Annotated in this window: 18 protein-coding genes; 13 read left to right on the top strand and 5 right to left on the bottom strand. The window is 60.0% G+C overall.

Features of this window, described 5'->3' with window-relative positions:
- Complete coding sequence (locus EDC28_RS13265) at positions 1-768, top strand: CsgG/HfaB family protein (protein WP_050660128.1); 768 nt, start codon at positions 1-3, stop codon at positions 766-768.
- Positions 769-792: 24 nt separating this feature from the next.
- Here the strand turns inward: EDC28_RS13265 and EDC28_RS13260 are convergent, their stop codons facing one another.
- Both EDC28_RS13260 and EDC28_RS13255 read right to left on the bottom strand, forming a co-directional pair.
- Positions 793-1,455 (bottom strand): helix-turn-helix transcriptional regulator, encoded by a 663-nt coding sequence (locus tag EDC28_RS13260; protein WP_050660129.1) that lies wholly within the window; start codon positions 1,453-1,455, stop codon positions 793-795.
- Positions 1,456-1,628: 173 nt separating this feature from the next.
- Positions 1,629-1,862: an HP1242/YdcH family protein gene (locus tag EDC28_RS13255; protein ID WP_050660130.1), complete on the bottom strand. Its 234-nt coding sequence runs from the start codon at positions 1,860-1,862 to the stop codon at positions 1,629-1,631.
- Positions 1,863-1,995: 133 nt separating this feature from the next.
- Between EDC28_RS13255 and prmA the strand changes: the two genes are divergently transcribed.
- The 3 genes from prmA (at position 1,996) to fis (ending at position 4,302) form a co-directional block, all read left to right on the top strand.
- Complete coding sequence (prmA, locus tag EDC28_RS13250; RefSeq protein WP_050660131.1) at positions 1,996-2,871, top strand: 50S ribosomal protein L11 methyltransferase; 876 nt, start codon at positions 1,996-1,998, stop codon at positions 2,869-2,871.
- Positions 2,872-3,010: 139 nt separating this feature from the next.
- Positions 3,011-3,973 carry a tRNA dihydrouridine synthase DusB gene (gene dusB, locus EDC28_RS13245; RefSeq protein ID WP_123421930.1) on the top strand — a complete coding sequence of 321 codons (963 nt, stop codon included), beginning with the start codon at positions 3,011-3,013 and terminating at the stop codon, positions 3,971-3,973.
- Positions 3,974-4,005: 32 nt separating this feature from the next.
- Positions 4,006-4,302 carry a DNA-binding transcriptional regulator Fis gene (gene fis / locus EDC28_RS13240; protein ID WP_050660133.1) on the top strand — a complete coding sequence of 99 codons (297 nt, stop codon included), beginning with the start codon at positions 4,006-4,008 and terminating at the stop codon, positions 4,300-4,302.
- Between the two features lie 95 nt (positions 4,303-4,397).
- Here the strand turns inward: fis and EDC28_RS13235 are convergent, their stop codons facing one another.
- From EDC28_RS13235 to EDC28_RS13225, 3 genes are all read right to left on the bottom strand, one after another.
- Entirely contained in the window at positions 4,398-5,537 is a 1,140-nt protein-coding gene (locus tag EDC28_RS13235; protein WP_123421929.1) for an efflux RND transporter periplasmic adaptor subunit, read from the bottom strand.
- Complete coding sequence (locus EDC28_RS13230) at positions 5,530-8,685, bottom strand: efflux RND transporter permease subunit (RefSeq protein WP_123422089.1); 3,156 nt, start codon at positions 8,683-8,685, stop codon at positions 5,530-5,532. Before EDC28_RS13230 ends, EDC28_RS13235 begins: the two co-directional genes overlap by 8 nt.
- Before the next feature lie 127 nt (positions 8,686-8,812).
- Complete coding sequence (locus tag EDC28_RS13225; RefSeq protein WP_123421928.1) at positions 8,813-9,706, bottom strand: LysR family transcriptional regulator; 894 nt, start codon at positions 9,704-9,706, stop codon at positions 8,813-8,815.
- A gap of 603 nt (positions 9,707-10,309) precedes the next feature.
- Here EDC28_RS13225 and EDC28_RS13220 point away from each other — a divergent pair.
- From EDC28_RS13220 to EDC28_RS13180, 9 genes are all read left to right on the top strand, one after another.
- Complete coding sequence (locus EDC28_RS13220; RefSeq protein ID WP_123421927.1) at positions 10,310-11,281, top strand: aldo/keto reductase; 972 nt, start codon at positions 10,310-10,312, stop codon at positions 11,279-11,281.
- Between the two features lie 439 nt (positions 11,282-11,720).
- Positions 11,721-12,914, top strand: a complete 1,194-nt coding sequence (locus tag EDC28_RS13215) for an efflux RND transporter periplasmic adaptor subunit (protein ID WP_123421926.1) — start codon at positions 11,721-11,723, stop codon at positions 12,912-12,914.
- Positions 12,911-16,111, top strand: coding sequence for an efflux RND transporter permease subunit (locus tag EDC28_RS13210; RefSeq protein WP_123421925.1), 3,201 nt, complete (start codon positions 12,911-12,913; stop codon positions 16,109-16,111). Before EDC28_RS13215 ends, EDC28_RS13210 begins: the two co-directional genes overlap by 4 nt.
- A 173-nt stretch (positions 16,112-16,284) precedes the next feature.
- Positions 16,285-16,881 carry a TetR/AcrR family transcriptional regulator gene (locus tag EDC28_RS13205; RefSeq protein WP_050660141.1) on the top strand — a complete coding sequence of 199 codons (597 nt, stop codon included), beginning with the start codon at positions 16,285-16,287 and terminating at the stop codon, positions 16,879-16,881.
- 89 nt (positions 16,882-16,970) lie between these two features.
- Positions 16,971-18,008: an NADP-dependent oxidoreductase gene (locus EDC28_RS13200; RefSeq protein WP_050660142.1), complete on the top strand. Its 1,038-nt coding sequence runs from the start codon at positions 16,971-16,973 to the stop codon at positions 18,006-18,008.
- A gap of 12 nt (positions 18,009-18,020) precedes the next feature.
- Positions 18,021-18,698, top strand: coding sequence for a type 1 glutamine amidotransferase domain-containing protein (locus EDC28_RS13195; protein WP_050660143.1), 678 nt, complete (start codon positions 18,021-18,023; stop codon positions 18,696-18,698).
- Between the two features lie 4 nt (positions 18,699-18,702).
- Entirely contained in the window at positions 18,703-18,990 is a 288-nt protein-coding gene (locus EDC28_RS13190) for a DUF1330 domain-containing protein (RefSeq protein WP_123421924.1), read from the top strand.
- Positions 18,991-19,149: 159 nt separating this feature from the next.
- On the top strand, positions 19,150-24,009 hold the full coding sequence (locus EDC28_RS13185) for a CHASE domain-containing hybrid sensor histidine kinase/response regulator (RefSeq protein ID WP_148049851.1): 4,860 nt from the start codon (positions 19,150-19,152) through the stop codon (positions 24,007-24,009).
- 17 nt (positions 24,010-24,026) lie between these two features.
- The gene (locus EDC28_RS13180) at positions 24,027-24,956 is read left to right on the top strand and encodes a diguanylate cyclase (RefSeq protein ID WP_244946593.1); all 930 of its coding nucleotides are present in this window, start codon (positions 24,027-24,029) and stop codon (positions 24,954-24,956) included.
- Positions 24,957-24,959: the final 3 nt, after the last annotated feature.

The raw sequence follows: 24,959 nt of genomic DNA, 5'->3' as shown, positions 1-24,959 counted from the left end.
ATGCGCCTTGTACTTTCGTTGGCAGCCAGCTTGCTGCTGGGTGGCTGCGCCGCCTTTAACAACCCCCAGTTCAACCTGAGCGATGCCCAGGTCAACCCGCCGTCCCAGGACATGCTGGCGTTGGAAAAAGGCCCCAAGCCACGCCACCCCATTCCGGTGGCGGTGTACGCTTTTCGTGACCAGACCGGCCAGTACAAACCCCAGGAGAACGTCAGCTCGTTCTCTACCGCCGTTACCCAGGGCGGCACTTCCATTCTGGTGCAGTTGCTGCTGGATTCGGGCTGGTTTATGCCCATGGAAAGGGAAGGCCTGCAAAACCTGCTGACCGAGCGCAAAATTGTCTCGGCTGCCCAGCAAAAGGGCCAGGAGCTACCCAGCCTGCAAGAGTCGCGACTGATCTTTGAAGGGGGCATCATCAGCTATGAAACCAACCTCAACACCGGCGGTATCGGGCTGGAGTATTACGGCATCGGCGCTTCTGAGCTGTATCGGGAAGACCAGGTGTCGGTTTACCTGCGGGCGGTGGACGTTCGCAGCGGCCGGGTGCTGTTGTCGGTGTCGGCCTCCAAGAAAGTGCTGTCTCAAGAAATGAGGGCCGGGCTGTTCCGTTATGTCAGCCTTAACCGCCTGGCCGAAGCTGAAGCCGGCTTTACCACCAACGAACCGGTGCAACTGTGTGTACGCCAAGCCATGGAAGCGGCCCTTATCGGGCTTATCCAGCAAGGCGAAGACAAAGGCTATTGGCGGGCAGACGACACCGGGGCCTGAGCGTCCATCAGGCCCCGGCTTGGGTTACATCATCATCCGCGGCTCCCGGCTGAGCTGCTGCGCCCAGCGCAGCAGCTCGACCCGGTTACGTGACTGGGTCTTTCGGAAAATCGACGACAGATGTGCCTTGACGGTATGGGCGCTGATGTTGAGGTTGTAGGCAATTTCCTTATTGCGTGCCCCTTGCCCCACCAGCTCGATGATGCGCTTTTCCTGGCGGGTCAGCGACATCATCGCCGACACATCACCCTGCTCGGCGCCCAAGGACTGGCGCTGGCGCACCATGTCGTCCACCAGCGCCGACAGCAGCGCCCGGTCGTAATAGAGCTGGCCCCGCATCAACAGCTTGATGGCCAGCAGCACCTGATCGAGCTGCTCCTCACGGTGAATAAGGCCCCGCACGCCCAGCATCAAGGCGATTTGCGGGTCGACCAGCCGACTCTCCACCTGATAAAGAAAGATGGGCGAGAACTGCATGGCATGGCGCAGGGTATTGGGCAGGCCGTGTTTATCCAAGCGCAAGCCACTAAAAGGGATCGCCAGCAGGGTGCTGTCGTCGGCTTTTTCCATGGCTTGGATATCGTCTCTGACCACCTCGGCTTCAAAGCCAAGGGATTGAGCCAGCAAGGGCAGGTTGCCCGGTGGCTCTCGGTTTGCAAGCACTATGATTTTTCTAAAGTCTTCCATGATCACCTCAAGGCATCATCAGTCATCCCACTTCACTGTGGTGTTATTGGTTGATTCAGGTACGCATCGCGGACGCCATTGAGTGACTTATATTGACGATTAATTAACCTTTTTTCTACATCTTTGCGTGATGTCCTAGCCCAATGGGCTAGGACAAAAGGGTGAGGTGGGGGTTAGCGGATCAGCCAGTTGTACAGTTCGTCCTTTAATTGGGCTCGTTTCTGTTTGAGCCCCTTCATGGTTTGGTCATCCACGGGCTGGTTACGCATCTGCAGGCCTCTTATCTGGTGGTCTAGCTTGTGATATTCGGCGGCGGCGCGCGCAAAATCGGCATGAGCGGACTTGAGTTCCTGGATACGGTCACAGTGATCGGGGAACTCGGTATAAAGGCTGTGGTTGTCCGACATCTCTTTGTTCCTCCTTTTCAGGCAGTGGATGAATTACCGGGCCCGTTGCGGCTGTTCCATACCGCTATCGCGCCCGGTCTCAGCAAGTATGACCCATGATAGACTTACCCGTTCGCGCGAATCGGAGAATGACATGGCCTGGATTCAGGTACGTACCAATACCACTGCCCAAGTAGCGGAAAAGCTTGGGGATCTGCTGATGGAACAAGGGGCACTGTCCATCACCTTTATGGACGCCAAAGACACCCCGGTGTTCGAGCCGCTGCCCGGCGAGACCCGCCTGTGGGGCGATACCGACCTGATGGCACTCTTTACTGCCGACGCCGACACCAGCGGCGCCCAGGCCCTGCTGCGCACCGTGTTGGGGGAAGAGGCGCCTATCAAGGTAGAAGTGCTGGAAGACAAAGACTGGGAACGGGCCTGGATGGACAACTTCCACCCCATGCAGTTTGGTAAGCGGTTGTGGATCTGCCCGTCCTGGCGTGATGTGCCAGACCCGAGCGCCGTCAACGTACGGCTGGACCCGGGCCTGGCCTTCGGCACCGGCACCCACCCCACCACGGCGCTGTGCCTCGAATGGCTGGATGGTCTCGATCTTAGCGGTAAAACCGTGGTGGATTTTGGCTGCGGCTCCGGCATTCTCGCCATCGCCGCCCTTAAACTGGGCGCCGCCCGGGTGGTGGGAGTGGATATCGACCCTCAAGCTATCGAAGCGAGCCGCGCCAACGCCGAGCGTAACGACGTAGCCGACCGCCTCGAGCTGTACCTGCCCAAAGACCAGCCCCTTGGCCTTAAAGCCGATGTGGTGGTGGCCAATATCCTCGCCGGCCCCTTGGCTGAGCTGCGTGACATCATCCTTGGTTACCTCAAGAGCGGCGGTGCCATCGCGCTTTCAGGGGTGCTGGAAAGCCAGGCCCAAGGCCTGGTCGAGCACTACGGCGAACAGTGCCAAATGGCGCCGGTGGTTACCCGCGAAGAGTGGTGCCGCCTGAGTGGTATCAAGGGCTGAATGCAAGGGAAATCGGGCCCTTGATGATGTTTTTGCCTGTGAGCCAACAAAAAACCGCTTTCGGTTAATTTGTGACCTTTTCAGACCGGTCATAAATGCGTAAACTACGCGGCCCTGTGCTACTGGCTTTCCCGGGTTCATGCAAATCGGTCCTTACAAACTGGATGTGCCGCTGATCCTGGCCCCCATGGCTGGGGTGACAGATCAGCCTTTTCGCAAGCTTTGTCTGCAGATGGGTGCAGGCCTGGCGGTGTCGGAAATGCTGTCTGCCAACCCCGATGTCTGGCAGTCGGAGAAATCCCGGCTGCGGATGGTCCATGACCAGGAAGCGGGTGTAAGGGCAGTGCAAATAGCCGGCTCAGAGCCCCAGTTGATGGCCGATGCGGCCCGTTTCAACGTTGAAAATGGCGCCCAGGTGATCGACATCAACATGGGTTGCCCCGCCAAGAAGGTAAATAAAAAGCTCGCAGGTTCTGCGTTGCTGCAATTTCCTGATCTGGTGGAAGACATTTTGAAGGCCGTGGTGGCGGCAGTGGATGTGCCCGTCACCTTAAAGATCCGTACCGGCTGGGACCCGGAAAACCGCAACGGTGTGGTTATCGCCAAGCTGGCCGAGCGTTGTGGTATCCAATCCCTGGCGGTGCATGGCCGAACCCGCGCCTGCATGTTCAAGGGCGACGCCGAGTTCGAGACCATCAGGGCCATCAAAAGGGCCGTGGACATGCCGGTGGTCGCCAATGGCGACATCACCAGCGTGGAAAAGGCCCAATGGGTGCTCAAGCATACCGGCGCCGATGCCATCATGATTGGCCGAGGCGCCCAGGGGCGACCCTGGCTGTTCCGGGAAACCGCACACTTCCTCGAAACAGGGCGGCACTTGCCGGCCCCCTCGATTGGGGAGCAGGCCTCTATCCTTCGGGAACATGTCGAGGCACTGCATGGGTTCTATGGCGATTTCAAAGGCGCCCAGATCGCCCGCAAACACGTGGGGTGGTATCTGGCGTCTCATGATGAGGGTGGCGAATTTCGCCGGGCTTTTTATGCGTTGACGGACGCCCAGTCGCAGCTTGATGCGCTGGCGCGCTATTTCCGTTCATTGTAGTTTTCAAGATAACAACCAAGAGCGTTAAGACTATGTTTGACTCCAACATGACGACTGATGTTTCCAAGTCTCTGACTGCCGTGAGCCCTAAAACTGGCGACTCACAGCCCCTGCGTAATTCCGTACGTCAAGCGCTCCAGAACTACTTCTCCCAATTAGATGGCCAGGAAGTAACCGAGCTGTATGAAATGGTGCTGAGCGAAGTCGAAGCCCCCCTGCTGGATGTAGTGATGACCTACACCCGTGGCAACCAAACCAAGGCTGCCAACATGCTGGGCATCAACCGCGGTACCCTGCGCAAGAAGCTGAAAAAATACGGCATGAACTAAGCGATTGGTTGATGCAAAAGAAAAACCCCGGTGCGAAAGCCCGGGGTTTTTTGTTGCTTGGGATATAAAAAAGCCCCGCTTCGGCGGGGCTTTTTTCAGGCGTCGGAGTTGACCACCCTGACCTGGGTATCGTTGCTGACCCCGTCGGGGGGATTGGTGATCACTTTGTCGTTAACGGTCAGGCCGGTGGCCACTTCCACATCCCGGCCCAGATCGCGGGCGATGCTGATGGGCTTGAGGTGGACCTTGTTGCCGCTATCGACGGTGGCCACGGACAGGCCCTTGGCATCGAAGATAATAGCGCTGGCGGGCACCGTCACCACCCCCTTGGGTTTGGGGAGATCGAGCTCGACGCTGGCATAGCCGCCGGGCAGCAATTCCCCTTGGCTGTTGTCCATCACCAGTTGCATCAAAGCGGTGCCGGAGTCCTGGTCAACCGCCTGGGAAGAGGCTTCCACCCTGGCCTGGTAGTGCTTGCTGGGATGTTCGGGCACGCTGATGCTGGCCAGGGTACCCACCGGCACTTGGGGCACGTCTTGTTGGGGCACCCGGATATAGACCCGCAGCCGGCTGACATCGGCCACCTGGAATAGCGCCTGGCCGCCATTGCTGCCAGAGCTAATAAGGTCGCCAATATCGGTGTTGCGGGCGGTTACCACGCCGGCAAAGGGCGAGACGATGGCGGCGTAATCTTTTTGCACTTCCAGGTATTTGACGTTGGCCTCGGCGGCGCGCACCTGGGCCAGGCTGGCCTCATAGGCACTTTGATTCTGCTGGGCTTCCTGCATCGACACCGCCTTGGTCTGGGCCAGTTTCTGCCAGCGCTCGGTGGTGGATTTGGCCAAGGCGGCGTTGGCCTTGGCCACGCCCAACTGGGCCTTGGCCTGCATCAATTGCTGGTCGATATCGGGGGTGTCGATGCTGGCCAGCTGCTGGCCAGCAGCCACCTTGCTGCCGATATCCAGTTGCCAGCTTTTTAAGTAGCCATTGACCCGGGCGTAGATGGGGGCCTGGCGATACGCCTCCAGGCGCCCTGGCAGTTGAAGCTGCATCTGGCCGGCCCCGGCGCTGGGGTTAACCACCGCCACCGCCGCAATGGCCTGGGCGTCGGTCCAGGTCTTGAGGGCGTCGTCTTCCTTGGCGCGCAGCACCAGGCCCGAGCTGGCAACGGCGGCCGCCACCACGAACACACCAATGCCGATGTTGCGCAGAGTATGGGATTGAGACTTAGACATGGGCGTCGCTCCGATGAGAGTGGCGGTGAAAGAGGCTAAACAGCACCGGTACAAAGAACAGGGTGGCGATGGTGGCAAACAGCAGGCCGCCAATAACGGCGCGCCCCAAGGGGGCATTCTGCTCGCCGCCGTCACCCAAGCCAAGGGCCATGGGCAGCATGCCGATGATCATCGCCAGCGCCGTCATCAATACCGGGCGCAGGCGAGCATAACCGGCCGCCATGGCGGCCTGGGTGGCATCCCCCAATTCAGCCAGTTTTTCCTTGGCAAAACTCACCACCAGCACGCTGTTGGCGGTAGCCACCCCCATACACATGATGGCGCCGGTCAGGGCAGGTACGCTGAAGGTGGTATGAGTGGCAAACAGCATCCAGACAATGCCGGCTAGGGCCGCTGGCAGGGCGCTCACGATGACGAAAGGGTCACGCCAGGACTGGAAGTTCACCACGATCAGCAAGTACACCATAACGATGGCTCCCAGCAGGCCATAAAGCAGGCCGGTGAAGGCGCTGTTCATGGTTTTCACCTGGCCGCTCAGGGTCACCACGGTGCCCTTGGGGCGGTCGCTTTGATGGGCGTCCAGCAGATTTTGCAAGTCGTTGGCCACGGCGCCTAAGTCCCTGCCTTGTACGGTGGCGAAGATCTGCACCACAGGTTGAATGTTGTATTCGGTTACCACCGCATCGGTGCGGCTACGGGTAAATTGCACCAGGCCACCCAGCACCGTGGTTTGCCCAGCGCCGGTGCCGTTGACCGGCACGTTTTTAAGGGCCTTGAGGGAGTCGATATGGTACTGCGGGGTTTGCAGGACTATGGGGTAGGTCACGTTGTTTTGGGGGTTTAGCCAATAGGTGGGCGCCACCTGGCTGGAGCCAACCAGATTGACCACCAGGCTGTTGGCGATGTCCTTTTGGGTTACCCCGGCATAGAGGGCGCGGGTGCGGTCAACGTTCACATCCATGGCTGGGGCGTTGGGGGATTGCTGGATGCGCACATCGGCAATACCGGGGATGCGTTTAAGCGCTGGCAGCAAGGTGTTGGCATAGGCAAAGCTGCTGGCGGTGTCGCGGCCTTGCAGCCGTACCTCGATAGGCGAGGGAGTACCGAAGTTCAATATCTGGCTGACGATATCGGCCGGCAGGAAGGAAAAGGCCATGTCGGGAAACTGCTGGGGCAGCACTTCCCGCAGCCGCTTGATGTACTCGGCGGTGGGGGCATGGCCCTTATGCAGCGAGATCTGGATGTCGCCGTCCTCGGTGCCAATCATGCCGTTGTTGGCATAGATGGTATTGATGCTGGACGCGTAGGTGCCCAGGTTGTCGGTCAGGGCCGCCAGATCCTTAGCCGGGATCACTTGGCGGACAGCCTGCTGCACCTTGGCAAAACGGGCAGCGGTTTCCTCTATCCGGGTGCCCACCGGCGCCCGGGCGTGCAGCACGATTTGCCCGGCATCAACGGTGGGAAAGAAGTCCCGGCCCACAAAAGGCACCAGCGCAAAAGACAGCATCACAAAGGCCATAAAGACGGCGATGAAGGTTTTGGGGGTGGCCATGGTGGCGGCAAGGAGCTGATGATAGCTATGGCGAAAGCGGTTGAAGCCGCGCTCAAAGCCAGCCTGGAAACGCTGGAAAAAACCCAGCTTGCTGTGGCCAGGGCCTTCGCCCTGGTGGGGTTTTAACAGGTACTTGGCCAGGGTCGGCACCAGGGTGAACGACAAAATAAAAGAGAACAGCATGGCCAGCATCACCGCTTCGGCCATGGGCACAAAGAGGTAGCGGGGTAGCCCATCCAGCAAGTACATGGGCACGAACACGATGCAGATACACAACAGCGACACAAAGGCCGGCATCAGTATTTGCCGGGTGCCGTCAAGGATGGCCTGCTCTACCGCTTGTCCCTCTTCAAGGTGAACGTTGACGTTCTCTATGGTCACCGTGGCCAAATCCACCAAAATGCCCACTGCCAGGGCCAGGCCGCCAAGGGTCATGATGTTAAGGGTTTCGCCCAGCAGCGACAGCACGATGATGGCGCCGAGGATCGATAGCGGAATGGACACCGTCACAATCAGGGTGGAGCGCCAACTGCCGAGGAACAGCAAAATCATCAAGCTGGTCAGCAGCGCCGCTATCACCCCTTCGGTGACTACGCCGTCGATGGCCCCCTCGACAAACAGCGACTGATCCCCCATGACCTTCACTTCCAGGTTGTCCGGCAGCTGGGCCTTAACCTGTTCAAGCTTGTCTTTCACCCCGTTGATGACATCCAGGGTCGAGGTGTTGCCGTTCTTGTAGATGTTCATCAGCACCGAACGGCCGCCGTCCACGTGCACGATATTGGTTTGCACGGCGCTGCCGTCGCGCACTGAGGCGACGTCACGGATAAACACCATGGCCCCGTTGACCATTTTCACCGGGAAGTCGGCAATTTCGGCCAGGTTTTTCGGGGAATTGTTGAGGTTGATGGCGTATTCGAGGTCGCCAATTTTCTCGGTACCGGCCGAAATCACCAGGTTCTGGGCCGCCAGGGCGTTGGCCACGTCCTGGCCGGTCATGCCGCGGGCCTTGAGCGCCTCGGGTTTGAGATCGATCTGCACCTGGCGCTGTTTACCGCCGTAAGGGTAGGGAATGGCGGCGCCGGGCACCGTCACCAGGGCGGTGCGCAGCCGGTTCAGCGCCAAGTCGGCCAGCTGTTGCTCGGTCAGACCCTTGCCCGACAGGGCCAGCTGCATCACCGGCACCGTCGAGGCGCTGTAGTTGATGATAAGAGGCGGCTGGGCACCGGGGGGCATGCGTTTGACGATGGTCTGGGCCACCGCTGTCACCTGGGCGTTGGCCAGGTTGATGTCCACGTCCGGCTGGAAGAAGATTTTAACGATGCCGGTGCCGTTGTAGGAGTTGGCCTCGATGTGCTCGATGTTGTTGACGGTGGTGGTCAGCACCCTTTCAAAGGCGGTGGTCACCCGGCCGGCCATTTCTCTTGGCGGCAGACCCTTGTACTGCCAGGCCACCGCCACCACCGGAATGTCGATGTTGGGGAAGATATCCTTGGGTGTGCGCTTGGCGAGCAGTGGCCCCAGGATCAACAGCACCAGGGCCATGACCACAAAGGTGTAGGGGCGGCTCAATGCAACGCGAACAAGTCCCAACATAAAGGCCAACTCTGTCTATAAGCAAAGCGCCAAACCTTATCCTGCTAATAAACACTGGCATAGAGAAGATGCGACGAGTCGCCCGAAGGGTGGGACTCATTCATGAAAAGCAGCACCTTTGCTACGGTTAATCCTTCAAACGCAGGGCATCGAGCACCAGGCTGAACGCCGTGGAGTGCTGGCGGCGATTGGGGTAGTAGAGCGAATACCCATCAAAAGGCGGGCACCAGTCATCGAGGATCTGCACCAGCTCGCCTCGCTCCAAGTAAGGCGTGACCATATCCAGGCTGGTAAAGGCGATACCATAACCATCCAGGCAGGCCTGCAGTGCATGTTGACTGTCGTTAAAGGCCAGCTGCCCCGACACGCGCACCGCCATTTCTTCGTCCCCTTTACCAAACTCCCATGCGTAAAAGCCGCCGTAAGTGGGCAAGCGAATGTTGATGCAGTTATGCCTGGCAAGATCGCTCGGATGCGTCGGCGCCGGGTGCTCGGCAAGATAGGCGGGGCTGGCCACCGCCACCATGCGCAGTGGCCCTGAGAGGGGCACCGCTATCATGTCTTTTGGCAGGCTTTCGGTGAGGCGCACCCCCATGTCGAAGCGCTCGGCAACAATATCGGTGAAGCGGTTTTCAGCGGAGATCTCGATATGGATCTCAGGGTAGTTTTGCAACAAGGGCTTGAGCCTTGGCCATAAAAATTGGCTAACGGCATGGCGCGATGCGTTGATGCGGATGGTGCCGGTGGGTTTGCCGCGCAAGTCGCCAATGGCCGAGAGCTGTTCTTCGATTTCTTCCAGGCGCGGCGCCACCGTCAGCAGTAGCTTCTCGCCAGCTTCGGTAGGAGACACGCTGCGAGTGCTGCGGGCCAGCAGCCGCAGCCCAAGGCGCTCTTCCAAGCCGCGCATGGCGTGGCTCAGCGCTGAAGTAGACACCCCCATCTGCGCCGCCGCCTTGGTAAAACTGCCCTCTCGGGCCACGGTGACAAAGGCCACCAGATCGTTGAGGTTTTCGCGCAGCATGGGGATCCTGATGGAGGGGGGGGGAGAATTGTTTTATTTTATATCACTCACCAAAGTGATTATTGTTGAGTTATTTTCATTAGGCCTTACGCAACTCTCCTCCTAATGCCCGTGACTTTCCTTTGGTAAGATCGGTGTTATGCCTTTTGGGCAACCGCCTGGAATTGCTCCGCCTCCACTTTCTTGGAAACCTTGGCCCTACCGCGGAAGCAGCAGCTCGGTATATGGCCATGCTGGCAGTACACTGAAAACAGGTCAGCGCGAAAGAATGGCGTTTAAAAGCCGGTCTTGAAAAAGGATGAAACCCGAAGCAGGCATAAAATAGGAGGCGGCTACTTACATTTTTATTTTGTATATGTCGTATATCGAAAAATGATTTGTAAAGTTAACGCCATCTTTTAAATCTTATTTCTTGAAAAATACTAATAAGCGCGTTCGGAAATTTAGTTTAATGAGTGACGAGCGAGCTTGTTAGAATCCTGTTTCCGTTGTATTCGCCCTGTAATTCTTATCGGACCATCACACGAATGATTTTCCTGCGCCTTCATATTGAGGGCTTGGTTGTCTTTCGTTTCTCACCTCACTTCCTGGCAGGAGATACCGATGCTGCAACGACAATTAGGTCAATTTGGTCCGCAGGTGTCGGCGCTGGGCCTGGGTTGCATGGGGCTGAGCGGCGGTTATGGCCGGCCGGTGAATCATGGCGATGCCCTGCGCCAGCTGCAAAGCGCCGTGGATATGGGGGTCAGTTTCTTTGATACCGCCGAAGCCTATGGCCCTTTTACCAACGAAGCCTTGCTGGGCCAGGCCCTGGCGCCGGTGCGGGACAAGGTGGTGATCGCCACCAAGTTTGGCTCGCAGATCAGCCGTGACGGTACCCTGCACGCGCCGCAAAGCCGGCCCGACCATATCCGGGGCGTGGTAGAGGCCAGCCTGACCCGGCTCGATACCGACCATATCGACATCCTTTATCAGGACAGGTTTGACCCACAAGTGCCCATCGAAGAGGTGGCGGGCACGGTGCAGGCGCTTATCAAGGAAGGCAAGGTGCGTTACTTTGCCATGGCCAACAGCTGCCCTGATATCATTCGCCGTGCTCACCAGGTACAGCCCCTGGCGGCAGTGCAATGTGAGTACTCACTTTGGCAAAGGCCCGAGCCGCAGATGCTGGCACTGGTCGCGGAGCTGGCCATCGGCCTGGTGGCCTGCCGCCCCTTGGGCCAGGGGCTGCTGAGTGGGCTGTTGGACCAGCACAGCCATTTTCGCCGTGGCGATGTGCGCCGCGACCAGCCCCGTTTCAGCCGTGCTAATTTGCAGCAGCTGGCGCCTTCCCTGGCGCGGCTGCACGCCATTGCCGAGGGCCACCGGGCCAGCTGCGCACAAGTGGCGCTGGCCTGGCTGCTGGCCCGCTATCCGGCACTGGTGCCGGTGCCGGGGTCCAGTAACCCCCAGCATCTGGCCGAAAACCTGGCGGCAACCCGCTTGGTGCTTCCCGAGGCAGAACTGGCCTTGCTGGATGGCCTTTTTGCCACTGAACAAAGCCTGCCGAATGAAGCCATGATGGCGATGGCCTAAGGCAGATATGGCGAAAGATTTGCTGTTTTTTCGGCAGGTAGCCGCTGATTGATGAGCCAGATTGAAAGATGTGTTCAGAAATACCTAACTAATCAAGGGATGATAAATGCGGTATTGTATTCATTGCTTGCCCTCGGGATTAAATAAAGCCAACACCCCCATTAGCCAGGCAACCTATTTTACTCCTAACCAATGCCGGTATTTATCCAGCCGATAAATCCAACCATGAGCGGCAAAATGCCGTGAATTACATCACTGATATGAATTGATTTTATAACCGTGGTGAATAGGTGTTTTGGTTTTCTCCAAAACACGGTTTGTGCCGCCCGGCGCAGTACACGAATTCAAGACATTTTTTATTTCCTATTCGGCGACGAAAGCCCTTTTCTTTCTGGCCGGTGAGGGTCCTTTTTTACTGTTAAAACGAAGGTGAATCGACATGAGCGCGCCCAAACTGCCCGTTCGCAATACCTGGCTGCTTGCCGCCGCCCTGGTGACCGCCAGTGCTGGCTTGTCCCTGATGATGCCTTGGGAGTCTTCCCAGGCCAGCGAGCCTGCCGCCGCGCCTGCCGCCGCGCCTGCCGCGGTGAGCGTGTCGGTGGCCAAGGTTGAGGCCAGCCACTTTACCAATTGGGCCGAGTTTTCAGGCCACCTGGATGCCATCAACCGTGTTGAGGTGCGGCCCAGGGTGTCTGGGATGCTGCTTAGCCGTCATTTCACCGAAGGGGCCCTGGTGAATAAAGGCGATCTGCTGCTGACCCTCGACCCAGCTCCTTTCGCCGCTGAAGTGGCCAGGGCCAAGGCCGATGTGGCCGCTGCCAAGGCGCGCCAAGCCCAGGCCCATAATGACTACGACCGGGCTCAAGGCCTTTGGAAAACCAAGGTGATTGCCAAGAACGACCTGGACCAGCGCCAAAACGCGGCCTTGGAGTCCGATGCCGAGCTGGAAGCGGCCAAGGCCCAGCTGCAAACCGCCGAGCTGAACCTTTCCTACACCCAGGTTAAGGCGCCCATCGCCGGGCGCATCGGCAAGCTGACCGTGACCGAGGGCAACCTGGTGGCCGCCGGCCCCAGCGCCCAGGCCCTGACCAGCATTGTCTCGGTTGACCCCATCTACGCCAGCTTTGACGCCGACGAACAAACGGTGATGCGCGCCTTGAGCGGCATTTCCGCCGCCGACCGTGCCACCAGCCAATATGGCGCCGTGGCGGTAGAGCTGGGCACCGCCGCCACCGACAACACCCCCATCCTGGGCAAATTGCAGTGGGTGGATAACCAGATTGACCCCGGCAGCGGCACCATTCGCCTGCGCGCCCAGTTCAGTAATGCCGGCGCCACTCTTATTCCCGGCCAGTTTGTACGGCTGCGCCTGGGCCAGGCCCAGCGCACCGACGGCTTGCTGATCACCGAGCGGGCCCTGGGCACCGATCAGGACAAAAAATACGTGCTGGTGGTGGGCACCGACAACAAGGTGCAGTACCGCGAGGTGCAACTGGGCGACGCCGTGGGCGACCTGCGCCTGGTGAAAAGCGGCCTCAAAGCCGGTGAAAGCATTGTGGTCAGCGGCCTACAACGGGTGCGCCCAGGCATGACCGTTGCGCCCCAAACCGTTCCCATGGAGCCGAAAGCATGAATTTATCCCGTTTCTTTATCGACAGGCCCATCTTTGCCGGGGTGTTGTCGGTATTGATCTTCCTGGCTGGGGCGGTGTCCCTGCCGCTGCTGCCCATTTCCGAATACCCGGAAGTGGTGCCGCCCACCGTGGTGGTGAAAGCCTCTTACCCCGGCGCCAACCCCAAGGTGATTGCCGAAACCGTGGCCACGCCGTTGGAGGAATCCATCAACGGCGTGGAAGGCATGCTCTATATGAACAGCCAGGCCACCACCGACGGCGCCATGACCCTGAATGTGGTGTTTGCCCTGGGCACAGACCCTGACAAGGCCCAGCAACTGGTGCAAAACCGGGTGGCTCAGGCCGAGGCCAAGCTGCCCCAGGAAGTGCAGCGCCTGGGGGTAACCACCACCAAGGCCTCGCCCGATCTGACCATGGTGGTGCACCTGGTGTCGCCCAACGACCGCTACGGCATGGACTACCTGCGTAACTACGCCCTGCTGCATATCCGTGACCGCCTGGCGCGGGTTAAAGGGGTAGGGGACGTAGCCATCTTCGGTGGCGGCGAGTACGCCATGCGGGTTTGGCTGGACCCGCAAAAAGTGGCCGAGCGAGGTCTTTCTGCCAGCGACGTTGTTTCCGCTATTCAAGGCCAGAACGTGCAGGCGGCGGCCGGTATCATCGGCGGCTCACCCAGCCTGCCCGGCACCGAGCTGCAACTGTCGGTTAACGCCAAGGGGCGCCTTAAAGACCCGGAAGAGTTCGGCAACATCATCATCCGTACCTCCCAAGATGGCGCCGTCACCCGCTTAAAAGACGTGGCCCGCATCGAGATGGGAGCGGCGGATTATTCGCTGCGGTCGCTGCTGAACAACAAGCCGGCGGTGGGTATCGGTATCCACCAGGCGCCGGGCGCCAACGCCCTGGAGATCTCCACCCAGGTACGGGCGATCATGCAGGAGATCGGCAAAAAGATGCCCGAGGGCGTCCAGTACCGTATCGCCTATGACCCCACCCAGTTTGTGCGCGCCTCTATTGAGTCGGTGATCCACACCCTGTTGGAAGCCATTGCCCTGGTGGTGTTGGTGGTGGTGGTATTCCTGCAAACTTGGCGGGCCTCGCTTATTCCGCTGCTGGCGGTACCCATTTCCATTGTCGGTACCTTTGCGGTGCTGAATCTGCTGGGCTTTTCCATCAATGCGCTGAGCCTGTTCGGGCTGGTGCTGGCCATCGGTATCGTGGTGGACGACGCCATCGTGGTGGTGGAAAACGTCGAGCGTAATATCGAGGCAGGTCTTAGCGCCCGTGAGGCCACTTACCGCGCCATGCGCGAGGTGTCCGGCCCCATTATCGCCATTGCCCTGGTGCTGGTGGCAGTGTTCGTGCCGCTGGCGTTTTTCAGCGGCCTGACCGGCCAGTTCTACAAGCAGTTTGCGGTAACCATCGCCATCTCTACGGTGATCTCTGCCTTTAACTCCTTGACCCTGTCACCGGCGCTTTCGGCCCTGCTGCTGCGTGGCCACGATGCCCCCAAAGACTGGCTGACCCGCTTTATGGAGCGCTACCTGGGCTGGTTCTTTACCGGCTTTAACAAGCTCTTTCATCGCGGCAGCGACACCTACCAGGGCGGTGTGCGCCGGGTGCTTAACCATAAAGGCGCCATGCTGGTGATGTATCTGGCCCTTGGCGCCGTCACCGGCGGGCTGCTCAAATCGGTGCCCTCTGGTTACGTGCCGGCCCAAGACAAGCAATATCTGGTGGGCTTTGCCCAACTGCCGGACGGCGCCACTCTGGACCGCACCGAATCGGTTATTCGCCGCATGGGCGAGCTGGCCATGAACAACCCCAACGTGGCCGACACTCTGGCGTTCCCGGGCCTGTCCATCAGCGGTTTTACCAACAGCCCCAACTCCGGCATCGTCTTTGTGGTGCTCAAACCCTTTGCCGAGCGTAAGCGAGCCGACCAGTCCGGCGCGGCAGTGGCGGGGCAGCTCAACCAGGCTTTTGGCGGCATCCAAGACGCCTTTATCGCCATGTTCCCACCGCCACCGGTGCAAGGCCTTGGCACCACGGGTGGCTTTAAGCTGCAATTGGAAGACCGTGGCGACCTGGGTTACGACGCCATGAACAAGGCGGTGGCCGACTTCACCGCCAAGGCGGCCAAGGCCCCTGAGCTCACCGGCATCTACAGCAACTGGAAGCTCAACGTGCCGCAGCTCTACGCCGATATCGACCGCACCAAGGCTCGCCAGTTGGGGGTGCCGCTGGCAGATATCTTTGACACCCTGTCTATCTATTTGGGCAGCGCTTATGTCAACGATTTCAATGCCTTTGGCCGTACCTACACGGTACGGGTGCAGGCCGACGCCCCTTACCGGACCAAGCCTGAGAATATCGGTGGCTTGAAGGTTCGTTCGCAAAACGGTGACATGGTGCCCCTGGCGGCGCTGATGAAGGTCGAGCCCAGCTACGGCCCCGAGCGGGTGATGCGCTACAACGGCTTTTTGAGCGCCGATGTCAACGGCGGCCCGGCGCCAGGGTATTCCTCCGGCCAGGCCCAGGATGCCATTGCCCGCATCGCCCAAGAGACGCTGCCTCCTGGCATCAGCTACGAGTGGACCGAGCTGACCTACCAGCAAATTTTGGCCGGTAACTCGGCGGTGTGGCTGTTCCCGCTGACCATCCTCTTGGTGTTCCTGGTGCTGGCCGCCCAGTACGAAAGCCTGATGCTGCCGCTGGCCATCGTGCTTATCGTGCCGATGAGTGTGCTGGCGGCCATGGTCGGGGTGTGGCTCACCGGCGGCGACAACAACATCTTCACCCAGATTGGCCTGATGGTGCTGGTGGGGCTGTCGGCCAAGAACGCCATCTTGATTGTCGAGTTTGCCAGGGAGCTGGAATTTACCGGCAAGACCCCGGTCCAGGCCGCCATCGAGGCCTGTAAGCTGCGCCTTCGCCCCATCTTGATGACCTCCATCGCCTTTATCATGGGGGTGTTGCCGCTGGTGCTGAGCTCCGGCGCTGGCGCCGAGATGCGCCAAGCCATGGGCATCGCCGTGTTTAGCGGCATGATAGGGGTCACCCTGTTCGGGCTGATGCTCACCCCGGTGTTCTACGTGGGCCTTCGCCGCCTGAGCGGCAACCGGCCCCTTAAACAGCACGGCCAGACGCCGCACTTCGAAGGCTTTGCCGAGGAGCAACCGGCCAGGCAATCATAAAAGCGGTAATAAAAAGCGGGCCCTCGAGGCCCGTTTTTGCTGGGCGCCGATGTCGAGCGCGATCGGGTTATCTAGAACGGCACGCTTAAGGGCAACCGGGGTAGGATAGTGGCCATTGGTTGAGGATTTAAAAGCACTAGACGACCGGTCTAGTTGTTGTTAAGGTAGCCGCCATGAACAGCATCCCTGCCAACCGCGACGTAAAAGACCATATCCTCGATACCGCCCAGCGGATCATGGGGAGCCGGGGCTTTTCGGCGGTGGGACTAAACGAAATTCTCACCTCCTCCGGAGTGCCCAAAGGGTCCTTCTACCATTATTTTGGTTCCAAGGAAGCCTTTGGGGTGGCCCTTTTGGAGCGCTATTTCAGCCTCTATATGACCGGGCTTAATCAGCTCTTGGACAGCAACCAAGGCACGGCGGTGTCACGGCTGATGGATTATTGGCAGCGCTGGGTGGATACCCAAGCCGGGACCGATCTGCAAGGCCGCTGCCTGGTGGTGAAATTAGGCGCCGAGGTCAGCGACTTGTCTGAAGACATGCGCCAGGTACTGGAGCAGGGCACCAGCCAACTGCTGGCCCGCCTGACCCGGGAGATCGCCCTTGCCCAGCAAGAAGGCGACGTTGAGCCAAGTGTCGACCCGGCCGAGCTGGCCGATGCTTTGTACCAGATGTGGCTGGGGGCCAGCATGTTGGCCAAGGTTACCCACACCGGTAAACCGCTGGCCTCGGCATTGGCCACCACCTCGCGGCTGCTGAGCCGAACCTAAACCCAAGGGCTGCCCCGGCAGCCCTTTTATTTACATCGCAACTAGACGACTGGTCTAATGCAATAAACGTCAGCCGACAGGAGAACTCCATGGCCCAATCGAACACCACTAACCGGCAATGGGTATTGGCGTCTCGCCCCCATGGCGAGCCGAGCCCTGACAACTTTCGCCTTGAGCAAAGTGCCATCCCCGAAGTGACCGACGGCAAGGTGCTGCTGCGCACCGTGTATCTCTCCCTCGACCCTTATATGCGCGGCCGCATGAGCGACGCCCCTTCCTACGCACCGCCGGTGGCGCTGGGTGAGCTGATGGTGGGCGGCGCCGTCAGCCGGGTGGTGGCCTCCAAACTGGACGGCTTCAAGGAAGGGGACTGGGTGCTGGGCTACACCGGCTGGCAGGACTATGCCCTGTCTGACGGCGCCATGCTCACCAACCTTGGCCAGCAGCCGGGGCACCCCTCCTATGCCCTCGGCATCATGGGTATGCCCGGTTTTACCGCTTACATGGGGCTGCTGGATATCGGTAAACCCAAAGCTGGCGAGACTCTGGTGGTAGCGGCGGCTACCGGCCCGGTTGGCGCTACCGTTGGCCAGATCGGCAAGATTTTGGGGCTGCGGGTGGTGGGCGTGGCTGGCGGCGAAGACAAATGCCGCTATGCCACCGAGCAACTGGGTTTTGATGCCTGCATTGACCACCGCAGCGCCGATTTTGAGGCCCAGCTGCAAGCCGCCTGCCCGGCTGGCATCGATGTCTACTTTGAGAACGTCGGCGGCAAGGTGTTCGACGCCGTACTGCCGCTACTGAACACCGGGGCCCGGGTGCCGCTTTGCGGCCTGGTTGCCCAGTACAACGCCACCAGCCTGCCAGCCGGCCCCGACCGCCTGCCGCTGCTGATGGGCACCCTGCTGAAAAAACGCATCACCATGCAAGGCTTTATTATTTTTGACGACTATGGCCACCGCTACGGCGAGTTTTCTGCCCAGATGTCCCAATGGCTCAAAGAAGGGCGTATCCAATACCGTGAAGAAGTGAAAGACGGTTTGGAGAACGCACCGGCTTTGCTGGTGGGGCTCCTCAAAGGGGAGAACTTCGGCAAATTGGTGGTCCGTGTCGGTGACGAAGGCTAAGGAGTGAATGACATGAAAGTACTGATGGTATTGACCTCTCACGACCAACTGGGCAACACCGGCAAAAAAACCGGTTTCTGGCTCGAAGAACTGGCCGCCCCCTATTACGCCTTTAAAGATGCCGGTGCCGACATCACCCTGGCGTCTCCCAAAGGCGGCGAGCCGCCGCTGGACCCGAAAAGCGACGACCCAGACGCCCAGACCGAAGACACCACCCGCTTCAAGGCCGATGTCGACGCTGTAGCCGCTCTTGGCAACACCGCCAAACTGGCCGATATCGACCCTTCCGGCTTTGACGCGGTGTTCTATCCTGGCGGCCATGGCCCGCTGTGGGACTTGGCCGAAGACAAAGACTCCATCGCCCTGATTGAGGCCACCCTGGCGGCTGGTAAACCGGTGGCGGCGGTGTGCCATGCCCCGGGCGTGCTGCGCCATGTTAAAGGCAGCGATGGCCAGCCGCTGGTAAAAGGCAAGCAGGTCACCGGTTTTACCAACAGCGAAGAAGACGCCGTAGGCCTCACCGAAGTGGTGCCGTTTTTGGTTGAAGACATGCTCAAGGCCAATGGCGGCCAATATAGCCGCGGTGACGATTGGGCCTCATACGTGCAGACCGACGGCCTGTTGGTGACCGGCCAGAACCCGGCCTCTTCCGCCGACACCGCCAAGGCGCTGCTGGCGCTGGTGGAGTAACGCTATGACCGCCTACGTTATCTTCATCAAAGACGGGGTCAAAGACCCGGACGAAATGGCCATTTACGCCGAAAAAGCTGGTGCGGCGCGGGGCGATCATCCCCTCACGCCCCTGGTGTTCTACGGCGATATCACCACCCTCGAAGGCCCTGAGGCAGAAGGGGCGGTGGTGCTGGCCTTCCCCGACATGGCGGCGGCCAGGGCCTGGTATGACAGCCCGGCCTACACCGAAGCCAGGGCCCATCGCTTTAAGGGCGCTGACTACCGGGTGTTGCTGGTAGAAGGGGTCTGAATCAAAAAGCTGGCATTAAGCCGGCTTTTTGGCTGTTGGGGCGCTGTTAGCTGCTCGTATATCAGGCTGTTGTCCTCTAAGCTAAGGTCCTGAACGGATTGGCATTCGCCGTCTGGGTGGCGCCATTATTGGGCCTGATAGCTGGGAGGGATTTTGGCTTTGCAGACAGCGATATCTCAAAAGTACGGCATCAATATCCGGGGCAGATCCTCTGCCACCTGGTTTTTCATCACTTTTATTACCTGCCTGCTGCTGACCTTGCTGCTGGCCTGGGGCCAGCACAATGCCAATCGGGCTGGCGCCGAAGACGCCGTCAAGGAGCATGCCCAGCGCATCAAGGATGCGGTGCTGGCGCGTATCACCCTCTACCAATACGGCTTGCGCGGCGCCCGTGGCGCCATCCTGGCGGCCGGTGAAGAGAACCTTTCCCGGAAAGTCTTCCTGCGCTACAGCGCCACCCGAGACGTAGACACCGAATTCCCCGGCGCCCGGGGTTTTGGTTTTATTCGCCGGGTCAGCTCCGCAGATGAGGCCGCTTTTGTGGCCAACGCCCGCAAAGACGGCTGGCCGGATTTTTCGGTGCGCCAATTAAGCCCCCGCGACGGCGAGCGCTTTATCATCCAGTACATCGAGCCGGTGGCCCGCAATGTCCAGGCGGTGGGGCTGGATATTGCCTCTGAGACCAACAGGCGCACCGCCGCCATGGCCGCCATTGATACCGGCGCGGTGCAGCTGACCGGCCCCATTACCTTGGTGCAGGCCACCGGCGCACCCACCCAGTCATTTTTGATTTTGATGCCTATCTACCGTGGCGCCGTGGTGCCTACCAGTGTTGCCAAAAGGCGCGAGCAGGGCTTTGGCTGGAGCTATGCGCCGCTACTGACAAGTGAAGTGCTGGCTGACCTTCCCATCAAAGACGAGCGTTTCCAACTGGCGCTAAGGGATGTCACCGACCCCAAAGCCGCCGTGCAGTTTTATGCCACCTCGCCGCAACAAAAGACCCAGTGGCTGTTCCCGCAGCAATCTCGCGAGTCGGTGTTTGGCCGCACCTGGGAGTTTGATATTGCCGCCTCGCCAGCCTTTGTGGTGGGGCTGCACCAACTGCAACCCAACCTCATCCTGACCGTCGGTACCCTGGCCAGCATACTGGCGGGGCTGCTGGCCATGGCGCTCACCGCCAACCTGCGGGGTCGGCGCGCCATCAGCATGGAGCGGGCCCGCACCGCCACCATTGTCGACAACTCCTCTGATGCCATCATCGGTGAGGCGCTGGATGGCCACATCATCCATTGGAACAAAGCGGCCAGCGAGCTGTTCGGCTACAGCGAAGAAGAAGTGTTGGGCCAGCCCCTGGCTGACTTGCTGTTGCCCGAGGGGCTGATTGATGAAGACCGCTTGATGCTGGCGCAAGTCGCCAAGGACAACACCGTGCGCCTCAACGAAACGGTGCGCCGGCGCAAGGATGGCAGCACCATCGAGGTGTCAATAACCGCCAGCGCCATCAAGGATGGACACGGCCAGGTGATTGGCGCCGCCAAGTTGATTCATGACATCAGCCACCACAAGGCCGCCGAGCGGCAGTTAAAGGAATTCAACATTCGCCTGGAGCGGCAGGTCGCCGAACGCACCGCCGAGCTCGACAGTGCCCGCAATACCCTGCGCACCGTGCTGGACGCGGTGCCGTCGATGATCGGCTATTGGGATAAGCAACTGGTGAACCGGGTGGCCAACCGCGCCTACCACGACGGGTTTGGCCTCGAACCCGGCCAGATGCCCGGCAAGACCCTGATGGAGCTGCTAGGGCCGCAGCGCTTTGCTCAAGATAAAATAGCGCTAGAGCAGGCCCTGGCGGGGATCGCCCAGACCTTTGAGCGGGTCACCCCCAAGCCCGATGGCAGCGGCGACCTGCACGCCTTGGTGTATTACCTGCCGGACGTGGTGGCAGGAGAAGTGCGTGGCTTTTATTCGGTTATCCACGACGTGACCGAACTGGTGGAAAGCCGCCAGGCTCTGGCCGATGCGCTACGTGAGAACGAGGCGCTGCTTAGCACCATCAATGCCCAAATGCTGTATTCGGCTACCGATGCCAAGGGCCTTATCATCGATGTCAACGACAGGTTCTGCCAGCAAACCGGCTACAGCCGCCAGGAGCTGCTTGGCCAAGACCATCAGCAGCTGCAGTCAGGAGAACACAGCAGCGCTTTTTGGCAACAGATGTGGCAGCAGGTGCTGGGGGGCAAAGCCTGGCACGGCGAGGTGTGCAACCGCAGCAAAGACGGCGAGCTGCATTGGTTTGATACCGTGATTGCCCCTTTCCACGACAGTGCCGGCAACATCGAACGGCTGGTGGCGCTGCGCACTGACATCAGCGACCGCAAAGCCGCCGAAGCCGAGAGCCACCGCGTCAACGTGATGCTCAACAACGTGCTCAAGGCCGCCTCCGAATTTGCCATTATCGCCACCGACACCCTGGGCCAAGTCACCATCTTCAACGCCGGCGCCGAGCGGATGCTCGGTTACAAGCATGGCGAGATGCTGGACCAGTCTCCCCTCAAGCTCTTTAACCATGAGCAAATCAGCGAGCGCGCCAAGATGCTCAATGGCCTGTACCACACCAGCGTCATGGGGTTTGAGACCCTGGTCTATCGCTCCAAGCTGGAGACTGCCGAGCGCCGCGACTGGGATTTGTACCGCAAGGACGGCTCCATGGTGCCGGTGTCCCTGGTGGTCACCTCCATTCGCGATGAGCGCCGTAACATCGAGGGTTACCTGATGGTGGCCCAGGATATTGGCCGCCAGAAGGAGTTTGAGCAGCACCTGATGACCGCCAAGCAGGCCGCCGAACAGGCCGCCAAGGCCAAGGGCCAGTTCCTGGCTAATATGAGCCACGAAATACGTACCCCCATGAACGCGGTGCTGGGCATGCTGCAACTGGTGCAGCAAACCAACCTCAGCCCCCGCCAGGGCGACTACGTGAACAAGGCGTTCTCGGCGGCTAAATCCCTGCTGGGGCTGCTCAATGACATTCTCGACTTTTCAAAAATCGATGCCGGCAAACTGGATTTGGACCCTTACCCCTTCAGCCTCGAAGAGCTGATGTGCGATTTGGCCGTGGTGTTGTCGGGTAACCTTGGCAGCAAGCCGGTGGAGCTGATGTACGACATCGACACCCGCCTGCCTGCAGAGGTGGTGGGGGATGCCCTGCGCCTACAACAGGTGCTGATTAACCTGGCCGGCAACGCCATTAAATTTACCGACCAGGGCCATGTGCTGGTGCGGGTATCCGAGCTGATGCGCGGTGGCAACCATATCAAACTGCGCTTTTGTGTCGAGGACACCGGTATCGGCATCAGCAAGGAGCAGCAGGCGCGTATCTTTGACAGCTTTACCCAGGCCGAAGCCTCCACCACCCGCCGTTTTGGCGGCACAGGCCTTGGCCTGGTGATCTGCAAGCGGCTGGTGGCGATGATGGGCAGCGAGCTGAGCCTAGACAGTACCCCCAATCGGGGCAGCCGTTTCTGGTTTGACGTTGAGCTGCCCATCGCCGACCAAAGCCCGATGACGGCGCTGCGCGTAAAAGACCAACCCAAGATTTTGGTGGTGGACGACAACAGCGTGGCCCGGGAGCTGATAGTCGATTTAGGCACCGATCTTGGCTGGCAGATGAAGGCCGTCGCCAGTGGTATTGACGCCCTGGCGATGCTGGATAAAGCGTTCAAAAAAGGCCCCGAGCATGCCTTTAAATTGGTGCTGCTGGACTGGCGGATGCCGGAGATGGACGGCCTGAGCGTGGCCCAGCAAATTGGCGAGCGTTATGGCGATAAGGCCCCGGCCATCGTGATGCTGAGCGCCTACGGCCAGCAGGTGTTTCTAGAGGCCCAGAAAAAGGGCGATGCCCCTTTTGATACCTTCCTTCTTAAACCCGTTACCCCGGTGCAGCTGGCCACTGTGGTGTCGGCTTGCCTGAGCGGCGAAGTGCCGGCGCCACAGGCGAGAGCCGTGCCCAAGCAGCGCCGCCTGCAAGGCCTGACCCTGCTGGTGGTTGAAGACAACGCCCTTAACCGGGAAGTGGCCGAGGAGCTGCTGACCGGCGAGGGCGCCACCGTGGTGTTGGCCCAGGACGGCCAAGTGGGCGCCAACCAAGTGCTGGCTGCCCGCCAGACCTTTGATGCGGTGTTGATGGATATGCAGATGCCGGTGATGGACGGCCTGGAAGCCACCCAGATGATCCGCACCGACGGGCGCTTCGACAACCTGCCCATCATCGCCATGACCGCCAACGCCAGCGCCACTGACCGCCAGCAATGCCTGCAAGCGGGCATGAACGATTATGTCGGTAAACCTTTTATTTTTGAGCAGCTTATCACCGTGCTGCTGGCCGCCACCGGCCGTCAGCAAGGGGTGGCAAAACCCGAAAGTGCACCCCTGGAGGGCATGGAGCTGGTGCTGAGCCGCTTTGGCGGCAAGGTGGGGCTTTATAAACGCAGCCTGGAGCGGTTTAAAGCCGAGGGCCTGGCGCTACTGGGAGCGCTTCGCCAAGGCTTTGCCGACAACGACGTGGCCGCTTGCCACACCGCTTTGCATAGCCTTAAAGGGCTGGCGGCCACCCTGGGGGCCAACGCCCTGGCAGCTCAGGCGGCGGCGCTGGAGGCGCTGTTCAAGGCCAGAGACGTGAGCCTTGCCGATATCCACGAGCTGATCGGCGAGGCCGACATCGACCATTTGCACCAGCAGTTTCGCGACAGCTGCGAGCAACTGGCCGCAGAGCTTGCCGGCCTTGGCCGCCTCAATGAGGAAGATGCAGAGCCTACGTCAGTAACGGCTGCGCCGCTCAAGGTTTTGTTGCAGGATATCCAAGGGCTTATAGACGAGCGTAACCTCAAGGTGCTGAGCGAACTGCCGTCGCTCAAGGGCCATGCCGAGGCCAGGGGGCCGCTCTATGAGGCCCTTAACCAGCAGGTGGAATCCCTGGATTTTGAATCGGCCTCGGCCACAGTGCGGCAATTGCTAAGCCAATAACCTGACAAGGAGCATTCATGCCTGATATCGCCAGCATGATCGCCAACAGTCTGCCCCGTGGGCGTTTGCTGGTGGTGGACGACCAGCCCACCAATATCCGCCTTCTATACGAGGCCTTTCACCAGCAGTACGACATCTTTATGGCGGCCAATGGCGAAGAGGCCCTGGAGCAGGTAAAGCGGGCCCAGCCAGACTTGGTGCTGCTGGACGTAATGATGCCCGGCATCGACGGCTATGAGGTGTGCCGCCGCCTCAAGAGCGACCCGCAATCGGCGCAAATCCCGGTGATCTTCGTTACCGCCCAGCGCAGCGAAGCCGATGAAGTGATGGGCTTTGAACTGGGCGCTGTGGATTTCATCACCAAGCCCATTAACCCGGTTATCGTCAAAGCCCGGGTGGCTACGCACATGGCCCTGAAGCGCCAGAACGACTTGCTGCGCTCCATCGCCATGCTCGATGGCCTGACCGGGGTTGCCAACAGACGCAAGTTCGACGAAGAACTGGTGCGGCTATGGCGCCAGTGCCAGCGGGACAACGCGCCGCTGTCGCTTATCATGCTGGATGTGGATTACTTCAAGCTCTACAACGACAGCTACGGCCACCAGGCCGGCGATGACTGCCTGCGCAAACTGGCCGAGCTGTTTCGCCACACCTTGCAGCGCCCGCAAGATCTGCTGGCCCGTATCGGCGGAGAGGAATTTGCCTGCATTCTGCCCTGGACCGAGGCCAAGGGCGCGTTGACCATCGCCAACCGCATCAAAGAGGCGGTGCGCCAACAGGCGCTGGAGCACCGGGCTTCACCCTCGGGGCAAATGGTGACCGTCAGCATGGGGGTTGTCACCCAGGTGCCGGGGGCTGCCGGTCGCATTGCCGCCCTGATGGAGCTGGCCGACCTGGCGCTGTACCGGCAAAAGGCCAATGGCCGCGATGGCATCTGTGTGGCCTAGGAG

Source organism: Gallaecimonas pentaromativorans, assembly GCF_003751625.1.
In the GTDB taxonomy this organism is placed as follows: domain Bacteria; phylum Pseudomonadota; class Gammaproteobacteria; order Enterobacterales; family Gallaecimonadaceae; genus Gallaecimonas; species Gallaecimonas pentaromativorans.
Note: the sequence above shows the minus strand (reverse complement) of the source record. Positions and strands in the feature narration are given on the sequence as shown.